The sequence below is a fragment of the Reichenbachiella sp. MSK19-1 genome, assembly GCF_003590315.1.
Classification (GTDB): Bacteria; Bacteroidota; Bacteroidia; order Cytophagales; family Cyclobacteriaceae; genus Reichenbachiella; species Reichenbachiella agariperforans.
Genome location: NZ_MIER01000002.1, coordinates 1502486 through 1518494, shown reverse-complemented (window position 1 = coordinate 1518494; position 16009 = coordinate 1502486). Strand labels below are relative to the sequence as shown.

Genomic DNA, 16009 nt, shown 5'->3' with positions numbered 1-16009 from the left:
ATAGAGAGATAGTTTGATTCTTTTGATGGGTTGGATTTATTGTTTGCGAATAACGTTATGGTAATCGCTAGTACATAGCTATCCCGGCTCGCTTAAATAAAGCCAGGTTGTAAACAACAGTTAAACTGCTCAGAAAGCATCCATAAACACTATACCATACGACCTATAGATCGTTTGAGGATAGAGTACATATGGCTCTTTTGGGATACAGGTAGTTCTAACATGTAAGTATCGAACGTATCTTAGGTGTTTAGTACGATCTATTCATTACATACAACGTTTACTAACCACAAAGACGTCAATCAAAACTCAAACTAACTTCCGAATCTCCCTAAGAGAATAAATGAGTCAATCTTAAATAATCATAATACCCTAAGTATCTGAAAGTAGTAAATATTAAGCTGAGGGTAGTACAAGTGTTTCATACGCTTATTGTTTAAACTAGTGTAATTCTAAACTATGAAGTAATTGCCAATATGCAATGCGCTTTTGCACTTTTTTACAAGTACCAGCATCATTGTTAATAATAAATGGCTTACATGTAGGTGTTTTTGCGTGTTTATGCGTTTTTATGGCTATAAATATCAGCTTTAGTTATATAAAATAAATAAAACGCACTAATACACATGAACTGCGCAAACAATGCTATTAAACATTGATATCAAACATTGCCTCACACCTATCGCACTGACACTACACTAATCCACATTTTGTAGAAGCCACCCCACAGTAGCCATGATTGTAGCTTCCCCTATCAACAGGCCTTATTAAGCCGCTATGCGGCTATTTGGGTCATACAGCTTCCGTTGGCACACTTTTATCACCTACTAAATCATAAATAATTAGAACACCTAAAATCTATAAAGATGAAAAAATTGAATTCAAAAGTTAAATATACAGTACTAGGTCTTATTGCAATTTTAGTGGCAGTGTCTATGTCATCGTGTGATGACGAAACTGAGCTAGAAGTCAAACTATTTATAGAAGGCACTTGGAAGGCTACCTCTGTGACAGGTGGAGTCAGTGATGATGATGGAGATGGCGTATCTGGGACGGACCAAGATCCAGACTGGTCTATCACCTTTAATGATGACTCCTACACGGTAGATGGTGATGCCATCATAGAAGGAAATGGTAGCTACACGGTAGATGGAGACAAGATTACCCTTGACCCAGAAAACGGATCTCCTACTTCATGGAAGGTAGAAGATATCAATGCTGACTACATGAGAGCCTCATACACGGACGAAGGAGATGATGGTTCTGCTACCATCGAGATCGAATTTGATAAACAATAATAGGCAAGGCTAAACCACTGTAGAACTTAGCATAAGTTTAGTTTACAGTCTCAACAATAACAATATACAAAGTAGAGTCCCCTAATTAGAACCCCGTGACAATTGTCATGGGGTTCATTTTGATAGTAGAGAGTAAATCCTATGAAACGACCCCACACCCCTTTCAAAGACCATTTGACTTACCGCCAAAAACCCGCACAGGTTTACGCCAAAGCGTAGTGTAGTTTGTGAGAAAACCTACTGTTGTTTGTGCGAAAGTCTGCCTAGGTTCAGGAGAAAACCCGCGCAGGTTCGAGAGAAAGTCTGCACGGGTTTGGGACAAAGTCTGCGCAGATCTGAAGCAAAGTCTGCGCAGGTTTGAGACAAAGTCTGCACGGGTTTGGGACAAAGTCTGTGCGGATCTTAAGCAAAGTCTGCACGGGTTTGAGACTAAGTCTGTGCAGGTTTTGAGGGGCATGTGACTAGGCCTTATTCTCCTCATAGGGAAGCTTACAAAACAAGGATGCCGTTGCATCAGGGTAATTGATGGTTTCTCCGTGACGGCTTCTTTTTTTGGGATTATATGGAATACAATGAATCTAAGTTCACTTACCCTAACGATGCGGATCTCGCACTGGTGGGGTTATCCATAGCCGAGGAGTAAAAAAAAGAATGAGATGATCACTATGGAGGACAGTAGAATTTTTTGGAAAGACTACACTACTGCCCTATGTAGAAGACATTCGACCATAGACAACAACCTGACGTTAGACAAGGAGCAAGTCATGGAGCCACTTATAGCTGTAATCGTTGGATTGGGGCAGGTTTGGTGAAATGGAAAAATAGTAAACCCTCCAAAAGTTTGGAACTTTTGGAGGGTTAGTGTCATTTAGTGATCTATTCACAGGGAGTAGCACCACTCAAATCTTCGTCTGTAAAGGTATAGGTAAACTGAAAATGACGACTGCCTAATTTCTCAGATTGGTAATTATCAATACCATAAGCTCCTTCACCTTTTTCAAGTTTTACACAATGATTTTCTGTTTTTAAATACACATTGGTATCATCCAGCAGTAAGTCATGTAAGATTTCATTACAACAGTTCTCAACGCTTGGTTTTTTAGATCCACCTTCTCTGTCATTTTCTATTGTATAACTTTCACCAGGTTCTAAAATAGCAAGTCCCGAATAGTCTATCGTCTCATCAGTATGATTGATATAGACCAGATCAGCCTGGTGCCTGTATTCTGTCTGTTGATTGCACCCTGTTAGCGAAATGGCTATTAGCAGACTACTGCCAAGTATCCAATAATACATCGATGTTATTTTCTGTTTCATGGTTGTATCTAATTTTAATTCCTTTCATCCACGCCGATAGACTAAAATTTCCTAGCAACGCATCTTCTATTTGTCTAATTGTGTAACCTTCGACATTGTCAATAGATATGGATTCATAACCATTATTTGCATCGCTTGGACTGTCAATTAAATCAATAACAAGTTGAAGGTATTCTGGTCTAATAGTTTGACCTCCGCGATATGTTGAGTAACGCATTCTAGTCAAATCCCATTGAACTCCTCTAGCCCAAGTCTCTTTGACTACATCGTTGGTTATATTGAAGTATGTATTATGCATATGCCAATGTGAGGCATGAGCCAGTTCATGGATCACAGTGGCATACACATCTCTGGTTTGCCTAGAGGGGTTATACATTTTTATTTGGCTTCCCACGCCAAGTACTCGCCTTAGTGCAGCATGATTTCCATTGCTATCATCATTTGATTCGAAGTAAGCTCTAATTCTCATTTTTGGAGTTAACCCTTTATTTTTAGGAGGTCTCCTCAAACCTTTAATATTTTGATAATAGTAATGGTATGCTGCTCTGAATATGGTGGAGTAATATTCTTGTTTTCCTTCATTAGCAATGGTATAGTTCCATGAACCTCTCTTTTTAGGCCCCTCATGTCCTGCCATACTCAGTGCTCCGTCTCGTACACCGAACTGATGACGCTCCCACTTATAACTATACCTGCCCTCGTATCTGAACCGAGACCCACTACAGGAGAAGTACCCTTGGCTATTAGTGAAACCAGTACGCGTTCGGAAGAACCTTGTAAGTCTGACTTCTAAACCTTCAAGCGGAACAGTACCAAAGTGGTCATCCCAAGTCATTATCCTCCCACTCCCTCGCCATTTGCTTTTTCGAGCGTTAGCGTCATCTTCTTGTGCATCTTCGAGATTGCCTGTGATGCGAAGTGCCTCATCTACAAGCTGGTCGGTGAGGCCACTGGCAAGTAGTCTGGCTCCTGTCTCTTCCGTGCTGTCCTCCTCGAGTTCTTCGGGGATGAATAGCTCCGCTAGTACCTCGTAGGCTACATCAGGCAGATCATAATCTACCGTCACCGCACAGTATTGGTAAGTCGGCTGATCTACCGGGATAGTAGGGTCATGGTAGAAACTGCCCGCAGAGTCTATCTCATAATCCAGCGGATAGTCGTAGAGTATTAGTGTACTGTCCTGATATAGCTTATTCATATCTACGCTATCCTCTGGGAGGAATTTGATATAGAGGTGAGAGGGGGCTATAGTGATGGACGATGCCAGTGATCTGGCCTGAGGGTTAGATGCTCCGAGATTACCCAAGGCTTCCTGCATGTTCTCTACCGTGTAGGGATTCTCTAGCTTTTTGCCCAGCTGGGTCATGTTGCTCATCTCGTCTGTAGTCAGGTAGCGTTTGGTAGGTGCGACATCCATAGTGTCACTACAGGAAGTGAAAAACACTAGCCCGAGGACAAGTGCAAACCAATGATTTATAGTATTGGTTGTTGGTTGTTGGTTTTTCATAAAATATAAATGATGATGGTTGATTCTCAAGATGCTGCTGTCATCAAGTGCCGCAAGAATAGTATCAAAAAAACAATACCACAACAATCAAACATAAAAAGACACAATACAGTATTACAATAGTTATATATACGGTATCAATATGGATTGACGGATTGTGAGCAGGTAGTCGAGTCTGATCTATAAAATGACTTATAAACGGACATGAAAAAGGCCTGACAGTTTATCTATCAGGCCTTTTCGTTTTACGATTGCCTACTGGCTAAGCCTCTCCGTAGACCTGCATGGTCGATAGTGTCGGGCTGGCAGCCCCTCCTACTTGCTCTACAGTGACGGCAAAGGCATCTGCCTGTGCGATATTTTTCATAACCTGAAACGAAGCGGCATCTGCGTCGAATACCCCTGCGTCGATGGGTTGACCATCTTTAAGTGCCCAGAGTTGATATTGTTTTCCCTCTGGCAGTGCGGCGAGTGTAGATGAGTTCAAGTAGATCTCCTCCTGCTCTGGATTCCAGAAGAGGACTGTCTTAGCTGACGCTGCATTAGGTGTCCCATCCAGAATGATCCGTCTAAAATCTGGGCTGTTCACCACATCGAACTGCACTTGGTTGCTGGCTAGCTCGTTCTTGACGAACTGAAAGCCCTCTGCCAGTTCTTGGTGCTGTAGGTTGAGATCAGACAGCTCTCTTTCGGCAGACTGCCACTCTCCACGATAGTACAAACTCGCCACTGCAGAGACAATCGCAATGAACACACTCGCAGCGACCATGTATCGAAGCATACTGTGATCGGTAGATTTCTTCTGTACATCTCTATGTTCCATGATGAGTTTCTTGACAGTAGCTGCAGGCGTAACTGCACGATCAAATGAAAGCATCTCCAAGATTCTCTCTAAATCCTCGTACTCGTGCTTTACTTCCTCGTCACTGGAGATGAACTCCTCTATCTCTCGCGTCTGCTCTGATGTCAACTCACCTGTGATGTAGGCCACCAGATAGCCCTCGTTTAATATTTCTTGCTTATTCAAAGTCCTTTTTCAGTTTATCCTTGATACTTAATAGACAGTTCCTCAATCGAGTTTTAACAGTTCCCAAAGGCATTTCTTCCTTTTCGCTGATCTCCGCATGAGAGTATCCCATAAAGAAATTGAGTTGAATTAGTTTTTTACACATCGCCCCTATCTCGTTGAGAACTCCCGACAAGCCGATGTAATCCTCTTGATTACCTTCGCTTTCGAACATATCTACGAACCCCGTGATGTCATCGGATTTATCCTGCACTTTAAAATCAGTAGAACGTCTCACATCGATGGCACGGTTACGTGCTATTCGATACATCCAGGTAAATAACGTTCCTTTTGATCGATCGAATTTCTCGATTTGATTCCAAATCTTCAAAAACACATCATGCAACGTCTCTTCGGCCATTTCATGATGATTCAGTGTTTTGAATATGATTCCATACAATGCACTAGAATAGTGATCGTATAGATAGTCTAGCGCCGTGGGATCTTTGTCCAATAGTCGCTTGACAAGGAGAGAATTAAAGTCTTTAGTAACCAAGTTAGATTTAGTTTATCTCATACAAGAATGCCTACAAAAGCAAAAATGATTCGCATATAAAGCGCATCGATTGTACGTTTGATACGCGAATCACTTAAAGCTAAGGGATCGCTTGTCTCTTTGCAAATTCAAAGGGGCTCCAATGACTAATTTTGTTGCTCGCGCAGGTAGGTAGCAAGAAGCTTTTCAAGTAGTTCATCCTTAGACAAGTGCATCAACTGATCTTTGAATTCTCGTTTGGTCGCTTCGTCGAGTTTGTCTCCGACGGGTTTAGATTTAGCAATTTTCCCTCCCCAAATAATCGCCTTATCTACCAATTGATCCTTGGCGCTCGGGATAGGAAGCTGGTGGAGTTGGAGTTGGAGCGTGCGTTCTATCTCTTTCATTTTGTCTATCTCCTCTGGGAAGACAAAAGTCAAACTCACGCCTTTCTTGCCCGCACGGGATGTACGGCCACTACGGTGCGTGTAGGACTCGCTCGTATCAGGCAGATGGTATTGTAGTACTACCGCTACATCATCTACATCTACTCCTCGTGCTGCCACATCCGTCGCGATTAGGAAATCAATATACCCCGCACGATACTGATCCATGACTTTGTTTCTCAATCCCTGAGGCAAATCCCCATGTATCGCCCCACTGCTCATCTTATGCGCGGACAGTTGTTTATAGAGCTTTTGTACACCTGATTTGGTACGACAAAAGATAATGACCTTTTTGCCCGTGTATTTTTTGAGGAAATGCAGTAGGACATTCATCTTCTCCTCAGCAGGCACGATGATCGCCTGGTGTTTGATATCTGTATTGGTACGCTCCGCCTCTCCTACGAGTACTTTCTTGAGCTCTTTGTGAAGGTATTTCTTAACGATATGCTGAATATCATCTGGCATGGTCGCAGAGAACAACCAAGTCGCATACTGTCGATTGGCAGTCGCCAAGATCTTATCGATATCGGTTTTGAATCCCTTCAACAGCATTTCGTCCGCTTCGTCAAACACGACCTGATTGATCGTCTCCAGATGAACCACCTGTCGCTGCACCAGATCCATGAGTCGCCCTGGGGTAGCTACGATCACATGCGAACCGTTGCTGAGGTCATGGATTTGTGCTTTGAGGGATACTCCTCCATATATAGATTCTATTTTGAGACCCTCTATATGCTTGGCTAGTCCTGTCAGCTCCTTGCCTACCTGCTCACACAACTCTCGAGTAGGCACCAATACGACTGCCTGAACCTTGCCAATACTCGTATCGATACGCGAAAGCAAAGGAATGCCATAGGCAAAAGTCTTTCCTGTCCCCGTCGCTGATCGCCCAATAAAATCCCCCTCGTGCGCCATCAACACAGGTATCGTCTGCGCCTGTATCTCGCTAGGGACTTCTATGCCCTTTTCTTGTAAGGCTTTAATGATCGGTGAAGGGATATTCTCGGACGAAAAGTTATTCATAAGATGTGCTTTTTAGCGTTTCGGCAAAGCTAGGCATATAATCTATAGGGTGAGCCATAGACGTGACAATCAACATGGGCTAACCAACTGGACTTAGTGCACACCAAGTATGCGATCCATCACCCAACTCGTATGCGCAGCTGACTCTCCTAACGAAGGATGCGTGCCTTGGCCTGCGAGATGATCTCTCATATCCTGGACATGATGTAGCTGTACTGCTCCAGGGTGAGCAATCTCCAAAGCCTGTCGGCCTTCAGCAGTTTCTAACACCACAGGCTGCTCATCAAAGACCGAAAAGGAAATAGTCCCTAGACTACCATAGATTTTTACACTATCCTCGTAACCGAAAGTCCCAAAGTTCCAGCTCCCTGTACCCGTCACTGTACTCGTATGCAGCCACGAGGCGGCAAACGCATCCTTGGCTCCATACAGTCCCTGTTGGTTGAGACTAATGCCAGAAACGTCCTTCATCTCCCCTAGCAAATAGGCAAACAAATCTAATCCATGACTCGCCAAGTCGTCGAAGTACCCTCCAGGTGCTACGACAGGATCAGTACGCCAGTTGTACTCCTTGCTTTGGTCTTGGTCACTTGGCCCTTTGCTGTAGTGCCAACTGATGTGTCGAACTGTTCCTACTTTCCCCGCATCTATCCAAGATTTCACTTGTGTAAATCTCGGTAGTGACCGTCTGTAGTATGCCACGAATAAGGGCAAGTCCTTCTCCTTGAACGCTTCGACGATGGCTTTGCTTTCAGCATAACTAGGTGCTAGTGGTTTTTCGATACAACAAGGTTTGCCAGCAGCAGCTACTTTTTTAGCGTAGTGTAGATGCACATCTGGTGGAGTCGCGATATACACCGCGTCTACTTCAGGGTCGCCGATGAGCGCATCCGCATCACCATAGTAGCGTGCCACGCCATGACGCTCGGCATAGTCACGGGCTTTGTCTAGGTCTCGTCGCATGACTGCTACGATTTCGAACCCATCAGTCTGCTGATAGGCAGGACCACTTTTGACCTCTGTGACATCTCCACATCCTATGATTCCCCACTTGATGACTTTTTGCTCTTTTCCTTCTGACATTATTGTTCGTTTTTGCTATTCGCTAAAAAACAAACTTAGTGTTGAGACGATTCAAAAAGAAGCCGTTGTTCTATTTATGTTTTCATCTGTTGTTAACCTTTGGTTTCACGTGCAGCCAGTGCCGTTACTTTGTCTAGCCATTTGGCTCTTATCTCAGGAGTCGATTTATTGACTGAGCCGAAAAAAGTAGTCTTGACAGGTTTAACCCCACAGAACTCCAAAGTCCCTTTTTTGAGTTGGTGTGTAGCAGGCTGTTTCATAACCCAACGATAGTACCATTCCGGAGAGTCTCCTGTTGTGATAATTCGAGCTGTTTTTCCTTTTAGCAATTGATTGGGAAACACTTTCCCTTCTTCAAACTTAAAAGTCACACCAGGTAAGAAAGTTCTATCAATGAAGCCCTTCATCAACGCAGGGAATCCATACCACCATATCGGGTGGATCCAAACCATGTGATCGCACCATTTGATTTGCGTTATTGCGTCCTCGAGATCAGGCTCTAGCTCCTGCACCTTTTTATATCCCTGTCTTAGCTGCACATCAAAAGCCAACTCATGTAGATGGATGGTTCTTACTTCTGCGTTTTGCACTCCGTTTTCGTAAGCATTTACTAGTGCAGTACTCAATCCATTCACATCAGTATTCCCATTGATAATCAAAACTTTATTAATCATAATCTATATGTTATCTATTCGTTTTTACGTTTTAGGTCGAATGACCTATAGCAATTGTAGGTCATTCGACCTATTTTAGCAACAAAGCGATAAGAAATAAATGGGAAAGCGAGAACAAACCATCGATACGATACTACAAACGACCATGAAATTATTGGCAAACGAAGGACTGGGAAAGCTATCTATGCGCCGTGTGGCCAACGAATCTTCAGTGAGTTTGAGCAACCTTCAGTACTACTTCAAGGACATAGAAGCCTTGCTGATTGCGGTAGTGGCTAACTACTTTGAATGGTGCGCGCAGGAAGTGCAAGACAACATCTCCAACAGCCAAGATGCTCGTTTTGAAACTTTCCTTCGCAACATCCTAACGGATCATTTGGTGGTAGGTGGAAAGACAGACCGTTGCATTATGTTTAGAGAAATATGGGCTCTTTCCTCTCGCAGTACTGCAATAGATACGGCTGTCAATCAATACTATAATGCGTATTGCAAACAGGTGGTCAGTACCTTAGCAAACTACTCCGCTCAACCAGCAGTAGTAGCGGCATTGCTACTGCCCTATGTAGAAGGTTATTCGATCATGGGCAACAGTCTGACACTAGATAAGAAACAAGTCATGGATTCACTGATAGCAGTAATCGTTGGATTGGGGTAGAAACTTAGATGGGAAAAGCAATAAATCACGTTAATCTAAACAAAAAGGGCATGTTCTCTAGTTGTGTTTACAACTAGAGAACATGCCCTTATCGATACCATTTAAACTATTGCTTTAATACCTTATAAAATCGCACACTATTGTTATCCTCTTCTACCTTAAGCAGATAGAGATTAGATGAGTGGGGCAAGGATATGTTGACGTCAGTAGTCTCAACCCATCTATGGGTGGCATATAATCTACCTGACATATCTATAACCTGTATTGTACCTGTAAATGGCTTTTCTGTCTGCAAACTGATTTGATCATGTGTCGGATTAGGATAAAACACCAATTCCTCGTTTAACGAATCTTCTGCTCCCAACACATTTGTACCATCTAGATTTGATTTGATCACCACACTACTATTGACCAGAGTGATTTCATAATTGTCCGCTGATCCTCCCGACAAAACAATCGGGTACACTGCAGATGAGGCACTGACCACCGCTGTGGAACTAATAGTTGGCAACTCTATATCCGAGGCTGTGTCATCATATACCAATCCCTCCAATGACATAGTCAGTTCAGGAATCTCTGAATTGACTTTGACTACAACAATATTTGCTCTGATCGTCAAGGGTGCTTTGTCAATCACCAAATCCGCTGTAACCTGTGCTCCAGTATAAGGAGGGAATGCCTCCTGCATTGCTGTTATCGTCACAGAGCCCGAAGCTTTGATCGTAGCAGTAGTTCCGATGACCGATAGGATATCACTATTAGAAGACGTATAGTTGATGACTCCCTCACTATCACTGTTCGCTCCCAGTTCGAAAACAGGGTCTCCGTATACTTTGTCTGTCAAAGCCAAAGTTAAATTCGGCAATTCTAGTTCTTCTACTACTGCTATGATCGTGAAAGAAAAAGTCCCTTCGTCTGCATCATCACTGCTAATGGTCACCGTCTCCTCATAAGTCCCAGCAGCCGCTCCAGTCAAAGACACGGTAAAGGTGACTACTTCGTCTACTGCTACTGTCGAAACAGTACTCGTAACCACATAGTCACTACCCGACACACTGACACTAGAAACAGTCAATGCACTTGTGCCTGTATTTTCTATCGCAAACGTCTGTGTCAAATCACTACCTTCTACAACCGTTCCCACATCGAAAGCGGAGCTCTGAGCATCTAACAATGCTGTTCCACTAGTACTAGCTCCTGCATAGACATTGATCTCTGGTGCTGTTATCTCAGCGGTGATTGGAAATGTAAAAGTCCCTTCGTCTGTATCATCACTGCTAATGGTCACCGTCTCCTCATATGTCCCAACAGCCGCTCCAGTCAAAGACACGGTAAAGGTGACTACTTCGTCTACTGCTACTGTCGACACAGCACTCGTCACCACATAGTCACTACCCGACACACTGACACTAGAAACAGTCAATGCACTTGTACCTGTATTTTCTATCGCAAACGTCTGTGTCAAATCACTACCTTCTACAACCGTTCCCACATCGAAAGCAGCGCTCTGAGCATCTAACAATGCTGTTCCACTAGTACTAGCTCCTGCATAGACATTGATCTCTGGTGCTGTTATCTCAGCGGTGATTGGAAATGTAAAAGTCCCTTCGTCCGCATCATCACTGCTAATGGTCACCGTCTCTTCGTAAGTCCCAGCAGCCGCTCCAGCTAAACTAATTGTAAAAGTAGCTGAACCATCTACTGCTACACTGCTGATCATGCTAGTCACCGAAAAATCGCCTGTCACCGAAATACTACTCACATTCAACACACTAGAACCTATGTTGGCTATGGTGATGTTTTCGGATAGATCTGTTCCCTCTATCACCGTCCCAAAATCTAAAGCATAACTAGTATTTCCATCCGATATTTCAGTCCCAGAACTATCATCTCCTTCGAACACTGCTATCTCTGGCTTAGTAATCACAGCCGATACAGGAAAGATAAAAGTAGCCTCGTCTGCATCATCGCTGTTGATCGTTACACTTGCACTATAACTTCCCTCGATCACACCAGATAGATTGATCTCAAAAGTCTCCGTCTCTCCTGCTCCTACTTCGTCTGGTGCATTCTCTATACCGAAATCGCTACCTGTCACTGTGATATCACTGATAGACAATACGCTTGACCCAGTGTTTACGATCGCAATCGTCTGTATCAAATCAGTCCCCTCTACAGCAGTGCCCATATCGAGTACTTCTGTTTGATCGAAACTAAGTGCTGTACCTGTATCATCATCTCCTGCATATACACTAATCTCAGGAGTGGTAATGGCTCCCGTGATCGGGAAGGTGAATGTGGACTCATCCACATCATCACTCACGACTGTCACTGTAGCCGTATAAATCCCTACAGTAGCGCCCGAGAGTGTCAAAGTAAAAGTATCGTCATCATCTGATGCTATTGCAGCAATGGCTGAACCTACAGTGTAGGAATTGTTATCTACGGTAATCGAAGAAACATTCAACGCGATATTCCCTGTATTCTCGATGGTAAAAGTTGAAACCAAGTCCGAGCCGACTATAGCACTTCCCAAATCCACATGGTTGGTTTGCGCATCCTCTAGTGTCTCTTCATCAAACAATATGTCTATCTCTGGATCTGTGATGACACCTGAAACAGGAAAAGTATAGGTTCCCTCATTGGCATCATTGCTAACAATGGTCACTATCTCTTCGAAAGTACCACTGGTCGCACCACTGAGCGTCAGGGTAAAAGTTTCTGTTCCTCCTCCTGCTATATCTGTATTGCCAGTATTGATATTAGTAGTAATACTGACGCTGTAGTCAGTACCAGATACAGTCACACTACTAACAGACAGCTGTATTGCTCCTGAGTTGTGTATCGCAAAAGTAGTAACCAAGTCAGTCCCCAGTGCCTGAGATCCTAAATCTACCGTAGCAGACTGTGCATCTGCGATAGCTGTGCCAGTATTGTCCGTGCCTTCGTACACATCGATCTCTGTTTTAGCAAAAGTAATACGAGAGGTATTGTTACTGGTAGAAGTAGCAGTTGCACTAATCTTAGCACCAGCGGAGATATTTAGTCCACTGAGAACCCAATCTCCGTTAGTATCAGCTATTGCGCTACCCAGCAAAGTATTGGCTTGATCACTGTTACAATCATCATCTGCTACATAGACCTCCACGACATCTCCTGATTCAGAAGTACCACTAATCGAACCTGTACCTGCCCCTTCCGTGATATTGGCAAAAACCGGAACAACCTTATTTCCATTCGCACCTGTATCTATTCTTAGGCCAGTGGTATTACAGAATATGCTATTGGACCGCACGGCATTACCACTACCCGATATTATATATATACCTGTAGGGTTATAAGCGATAACATTACCTGCTCCTACTTCACTTCCTCCAATGTGGACATTACTCCCTTCCACACTAATACCATTGCCGTTGTTTCCCAGATTCAGTGTTCCATTAGGGTTAGTCCCTATGGCATTGCCGACGATAGTCACACCAGATGTTCGTATGAGCAATCCATACGAATTATTACCGGATATGACATTACCTATTTCAGACTCTTCAGTACCTATACTAGCTCCAGTACCTCCTCGCAAATAGATTCCGCCAGTATTAGCCAATTTGGCCGTCGCATCAGCATTGACTCCTATGTAGTTGCCATCAATAGTCACATTATTAGCATCTACCAAAATAGCGCTGCTCGTATTTCCCGAGATCACGTTGCGCCCCGCCAAAGTACCATCACCGATGGTTGAGCCATTTCCATTCCTCACAAACACAGATGTCCCTTGATTAGGGATGGATGACATACCTGTAATATCTGTCCCTATATAGTTGCCGAGCAATGTAGCATTGCCGTCTAATAACATACTGGACAAATTACCAGAGATCAAGTTTCCTTCCCCAGTAGTAGTACCTCCTAATACATTGCCTGATGTGCCACTCGAAAATACGATAAGTGTTCCCGTATTGGCATTAGCGGCAGTACCTGCTGCATTCGTCCCGATCTTGTTGCCTTTGATTGTATTGTTATTGGCATTGACTCGAATAGCCGTCGCATTACCACTAATGACATTGCCTTTATTGACATCTCCGATTTGCGCTTGTGTCCCTGTAATCAAAATAGCCGATTGATTAGACGCGTTAAATCCAGTGATCTCTAACCCATAAATCTGGCAACCATTTGCTGCTAAGTTAAACCCACTACCATTACTCACTTTAGCTGATCCAGTCGCTATGATTGTTATTAAATTCGTAGAAGTCCAGTCCGTAGCTGTCGTCCCATCTATGATGATGGGCTGATTGAGGGCAGGAAGAGTAGCCTCTAATGTAATCTGCTCTGTCGCGTCCAAATCAAATGATATGATATGTGGAACAGCTACGGTAGCAGAGCTATTGGCATTTGCGTTAACAATAGCTTGTCTCAAGGTTCCAGTCCCTGCTCCTACAGCAGGGTTTATACCTCCATTATCTCCCGTAGAAGTCACTACAAGTGAGGGGGCGGCAGCTGGGAATAGATAGCTATCCGCCCGCGTGGTAGACCATGAAATCATGAGGCTAAAAAAAGTAAGGGAAAGTAAATATTTGGTCATAGGTTCTATTTGATTTTATGTTTTCCAATCCATGTAAGTATCTACCAAAGACTGGTCAAGACTTACATTTCAAATAACGCATAAAACTATCTAAATCGTATCCCATTCATTAGAAATAACCTTATACAAAGCTTATACAAGGACTACTTTGCTAAGAATAATTCTGGATAAACCGTATGAGATCCGTATCCTTGTCGAGCTGTAGTTTCTTTTTTAAACGATGACGCATCACTTGTACGCTGGTAGGCTTCACATTGAGCAAACTGGCTATTTCTTTGGTGGATAAATTGATTTTGATATAAGCACATATGCGCAAATCATGCGTCGTGAGTGCAGGGTATCTATTGAGCAAAAGGGATAAAAAACCAGTATGTACCTTTTCGAAGTATTCTCTAAACTGATTCCAATCTCTTTCCTTTTGGTTGTCACTCCTGAGAACCTTACGTAGCAGCTCTTCACTACCTGCTAAGCCATCAGTAGATTCTAGCCCTGCTTTGATCTGCTCGATTACTTCTCTTTTTTGGGCTACCTCCATCGCCGTGGAAAACAACTCCTTGCCAGTCTGCTCCAACTCGTCTCCTAACTTTTGAGCTCTGGCTTGCTGTCGTGTTCTTTCATTTTTTTCAATCTGGAGTGTAGCTATCGTGTGACTGTATCGCTCTACTATAATGTAGGTCAAAAATAGCATCTCCAACATCACTCCTGCTCTGAGGTAATTGAAATCTAAAAATTCATTTCCGATCAAACCAGATGTACTCAGTGAATACAAAATGATAGAGCCACACAGCGCAGACAATCCTATGAGATAGTTTCTGGCTATATGATTACCTCGTCTCCAGATGTATATTCCCATCAAAAGCATCAGACCATTGTCAAATATAGATACCAAGACACTCAGTTGAACCACCCAAACTTCTCTAACCAATAATGACATGGCAAACAATGAGATTAAAAAGCCTATGATTAACCTAATCGGTGTTATCAATCTAGGAGCAAAGGATTTCACCTCCAAAAAACCCAATGAAGACAAGGCAAAAAAGACCTGTGTCAAAAACAACATGGAAATATGTGGTACGGCATGCAGCAACTCTCCTTCAGGGTAGAAAACAAGGTCTAGACGATTACGAAAAAAGGCAAACAAAAAACTACACCAAGTGAACACTGCATAGTACAGATATATTCTTTCTTTGAGCCGGACATAGAGGATCAAAGTAAAGAGCGTAATGACTAACATGAATCCTAAGAAGAAACCGAACTTAACTACATCCTGTAGCACATATCGGTCCCTAGCATCTTGTGTATATAAGCGAACTGGAAAAGTTGCATTGTACACGGGTTGTATATTTAGAAAGTATGAATGCGGAAGCGAATCAGTTAGTAAAACAGGCAGTGTATGATAATAGGCCTTTTCCTGATTTTCATCTCTCGTTTGATCGCCGACAACTCCTAGCAAAACCAATTCCCCATCTACCTCTTCATACAAACTTATTGAGTCTAGTACTGGAAAATTAACCTGTAACGAATACCTGATAGGGTCTTTCTGTTTCTGCTGTAGCATAAATCGAAAACAGAACTGATCTGTGGAAAGACCGAAATTCATTTTGGAATTTTTGACTGGAACGAACCCTAAACTATCCGCAGCGAAATCGCCAATCGTCGTATACCTAGCCTTTTGGCTGATACTCGAAACAGCATTAATATCCCAACTCCCTTCCCCTTCTAAAACTAGTGTTTCTTGGCACACACACGGTTGTACTAAAAAAAGTACAGCTATTAATCCTGCAATAATATGTCTTCGCATTCGATGCAAAGCACCTGTAACAGCAAACAAAAAAAACTTCGTATCAATCATCAAGCCCAAATATACCTACTACCCATTTGTTGAGAAA

12 protein-coding genes are annotated in these 16009 nt (G+C 43.0%); 3 read left to right on the top strand and 9 right to left on the bottom strand.

Annotation, left to right across the window (positions count from 1 at the left end):
* The first annotated feature begins 866 nt into the window (after nucleotides 1-866).
* Nucleotides 867-1298, top strand: a complete 432-nt coding sequence (locus tag BGP76_RS06125) for a lipocalin family protein (protein WP_119843977.1) — start codon at nucleotides 867-869, stop codon at nucleotides 1296-1298.
* 656 nt (nucleotides 1299-1954) lie between these two features.
* A complete protein-coding gene (locus BGP76_RS20235) occupies nucleotides 1955-2110 on the top strand; it encodes a hypothetical protein (RefSeq protein WP_158584095.1) in 156 nt (51 codons plus the stop codon).
* Nucleotides 2111-2174: 64 nt separating this feature from the next.
* Here BGP76_RS20235 and BGP76_RS06120 read toward each other — a convergent pair whose 3' ends face one another.
* The 7 genes from BGP76_RS06120 to BGP76_RS06090 all read right to left on the bottom strand — a co-directional run bounded on the left by BGP76_RS06120 (nucleotide 2175) and on the right by BGP76_RS06090 (nucleotide 8889).
* Nucleotides 2175-2615: a hypothetical protein gene (locus BGP76_RS06120; RefSeq protein ID WP_147407387.1), complete on the bottom strand. Its 441-nt coding sequence runs from the start codon at nucleotides 2613-2615 to the stop codon at nucleotides 2175-2177.
* Nucleotides 2569-4122 carry a hypothetical protein gene (locus BGP76_RS06115; RefSeq protein ID WP_147407386.1) on the bottom strand — a complete coding sequence of 518 codons (1554 nt, stop codon included), beginning with the start codon at nucleotides 4120-4122 and terminating at the stop codon, nucleotides 2569-2571. Before BGP76_RS06115 ends, BGP76_RS06120 begins: the two co-directional genes overlap by 47 nt.
* A 262-nt stretch (nucleotides 4123-4384) precedes the next feature.
* Nucleotides 4385-5149: an anti-sigma factor domain-containing protein gene (locus BGP76_RS06110; protein WP_119843974.1), complete on the bottom strand. Its 765-nt coding sequence runs from the start codon at nucleotides 5147-5149 to the stop codon at nucleotides 4385-4387.
* Nucleotides 5142-5684 (bottom strand): RNA polymerase sigma factor, encoded by a 543-nt coding sequence (locus BGP76_RS06105; protein ID WP_084190249.1) that lies wholly within the window; start codon nucleotides 5682-5684, stop codon nucleotides 5142-5144. Before BGP76_RS06105 ends, BGP76_RS06110 begins: the two co-directional genes overlap by 8 nt.
* A gap of 146 nt (nucleotides 5685-5830) precedes the next feature.
* Complete coding sequence (locus BGP76_RS06100) at nucleotides 5831-7132, bottom strand: DEAD/DEAH box helicase (protein ID WP_073118332.1); 1302 nt, start codon at nucleotides 7130-7132, stop codon at nucleotides 5831-5833.
* Between the two features lie 93 nt (nucleotides 7133-7225).
* Nucleotides 7226-8215, bottom strand: a complete 990-nt coding sequence (locus BGP76_RS06095; RefSeq protein ID WP_119843973.1) for a Gfo/Idh/MocA family protein — start codon at nucleotides 8213-8215, stop codon at nucleotides 7226-7228.
* 92 nt (nucleotides 8216-8307) lie between these two features.
* Nucleotides 8308-8889: an NAD(P)H-dependent oxidoreductase gene (locus tag BGP76_RS06090; RefSeq protein ID WP_245816763.1), complete on the bottom strand. Its 582-nt coding sequence runs from the start codon at nucleotides 8887-8889 to the stop codon at nucleotides 8308-8310.
* 100 nt (nucleotides 8890-8989) lie between these two features.
* Here BGP76_RS06090 and BGP76_RS06085 point away from each other — a divergent pair, with 100 nt between their 5' ends.
* Nucleotides 8990-9544, top strand: coding sequence for a TetR/AcrR family transcriptional regulator (locus BGP76_RS06085; protein ID WP_119843972.1), 555 nt, complete (start codon nucleotides 8990-8992; stop codon nucleotides 9542-9544).
* Between the two features lie 106 nt (nucleotides 9545-9650).
* Here BGP76_RS06085 and BGP76_RS06080 read toward each other — a convergent pair whose 3' ends face one another.
* Both BGP76_RS06080 and BGP76_RS06075 read right to left on the bottom strand, forming a co-directional pair.
* Nucleotides 9651-14120, bottom strand: a complete 4470-nt coding sequence (locus BGP76_RS06080; protein ID WP_119843971.1) for a choice-of-anchor D domain-containing protein — start codon at nucleotides 14118-14120, stop codon at nucleotides 9651-9653.
* Between the two features lie 151 nt (nucleotides 14121-14271).
* Complete coding sequence (locus BGP76_RS06075) at nucleotides 14272-15864, bottom strand: 7TM diverse intracellular signaling domain-containing protein (protein ID WP_158584093.1); 1593 nt, start codon at nucleotides 15862-15864, stop codon at nucleotides 14272-14274.
* Between the last annotated feature and the right edge of the window lie 145 nt (nucleotides 15865-16009).

What these genes read in the sequence shown, in the direction of transcription:
- BGP76_RS06080 (WP_119843971.1), bottom strand. Translation starts at nt 14,120, where the DNA reads ATGACCAAATATTTACTTTCCCTTACTTTTTTTAGCCTCATGATTTCA.
- BGP76_RS06125 (WP_119843977.1), top strand. Translation starts at nt 867, where the DNA reads ATGAAAAAATTGAATTCAAAAGTTAAATATACAGTACTAGGTCTTATT.
- BGP76_RS06120 (WP_147407387.1), bottom strand. Translation starts at nt 2,615, where the DNA reads ATGAAACAGAAAATAACATCGATGTATTATTGGATACTTGGCAGTAGT.
- BGP76_RS06095 (WP_119843973.1), bottom strand. Translation starts at nt 8,215, where the DNA reads ATGTCAGAAGGAAAAGAGCAAAAAGTCATCAAGTGGGGAATCATAGGA.
- BGP76_RS06100 (WP_073118332.1), bottom strand. Translation starts at nt 7,132, where the DNA reads ATGAATAACTTTTCGTCCGAGAATATCCCTTCACCGATCATTAAAGCC.
- BGP76_RS06085 (WP_119843972.1), top strand. Translation starts at nt 8,990, where the DNA reads ATGGGAAAGCGAGAACAAACCATCGATACGATACTACAAACGACCATG.
- BGP76_RS20235 (WP_158584095.1), top strand. Translation starts at nt 1,955, where the DNA reads ATGATCACTATGGAGGACAGTAGAATTTTTTGGAAAGACTACACTACT.
- BGP76_RS06090 (WP_245816763.1), bottom strand. Translation starts at nt 8,889, where the DNA reads ATGATTAATAAAGTTTTGATTATCAATGGGAATACTGATGTGAATGGA.
- BGP76_RS06115 (WP_147407386.1), bottom strand. Translation starts at nt 4,122, where the DNA reads ATGAAAAACCAACAACCAACAACCAATACTATAAATCATTGGTTTGCA.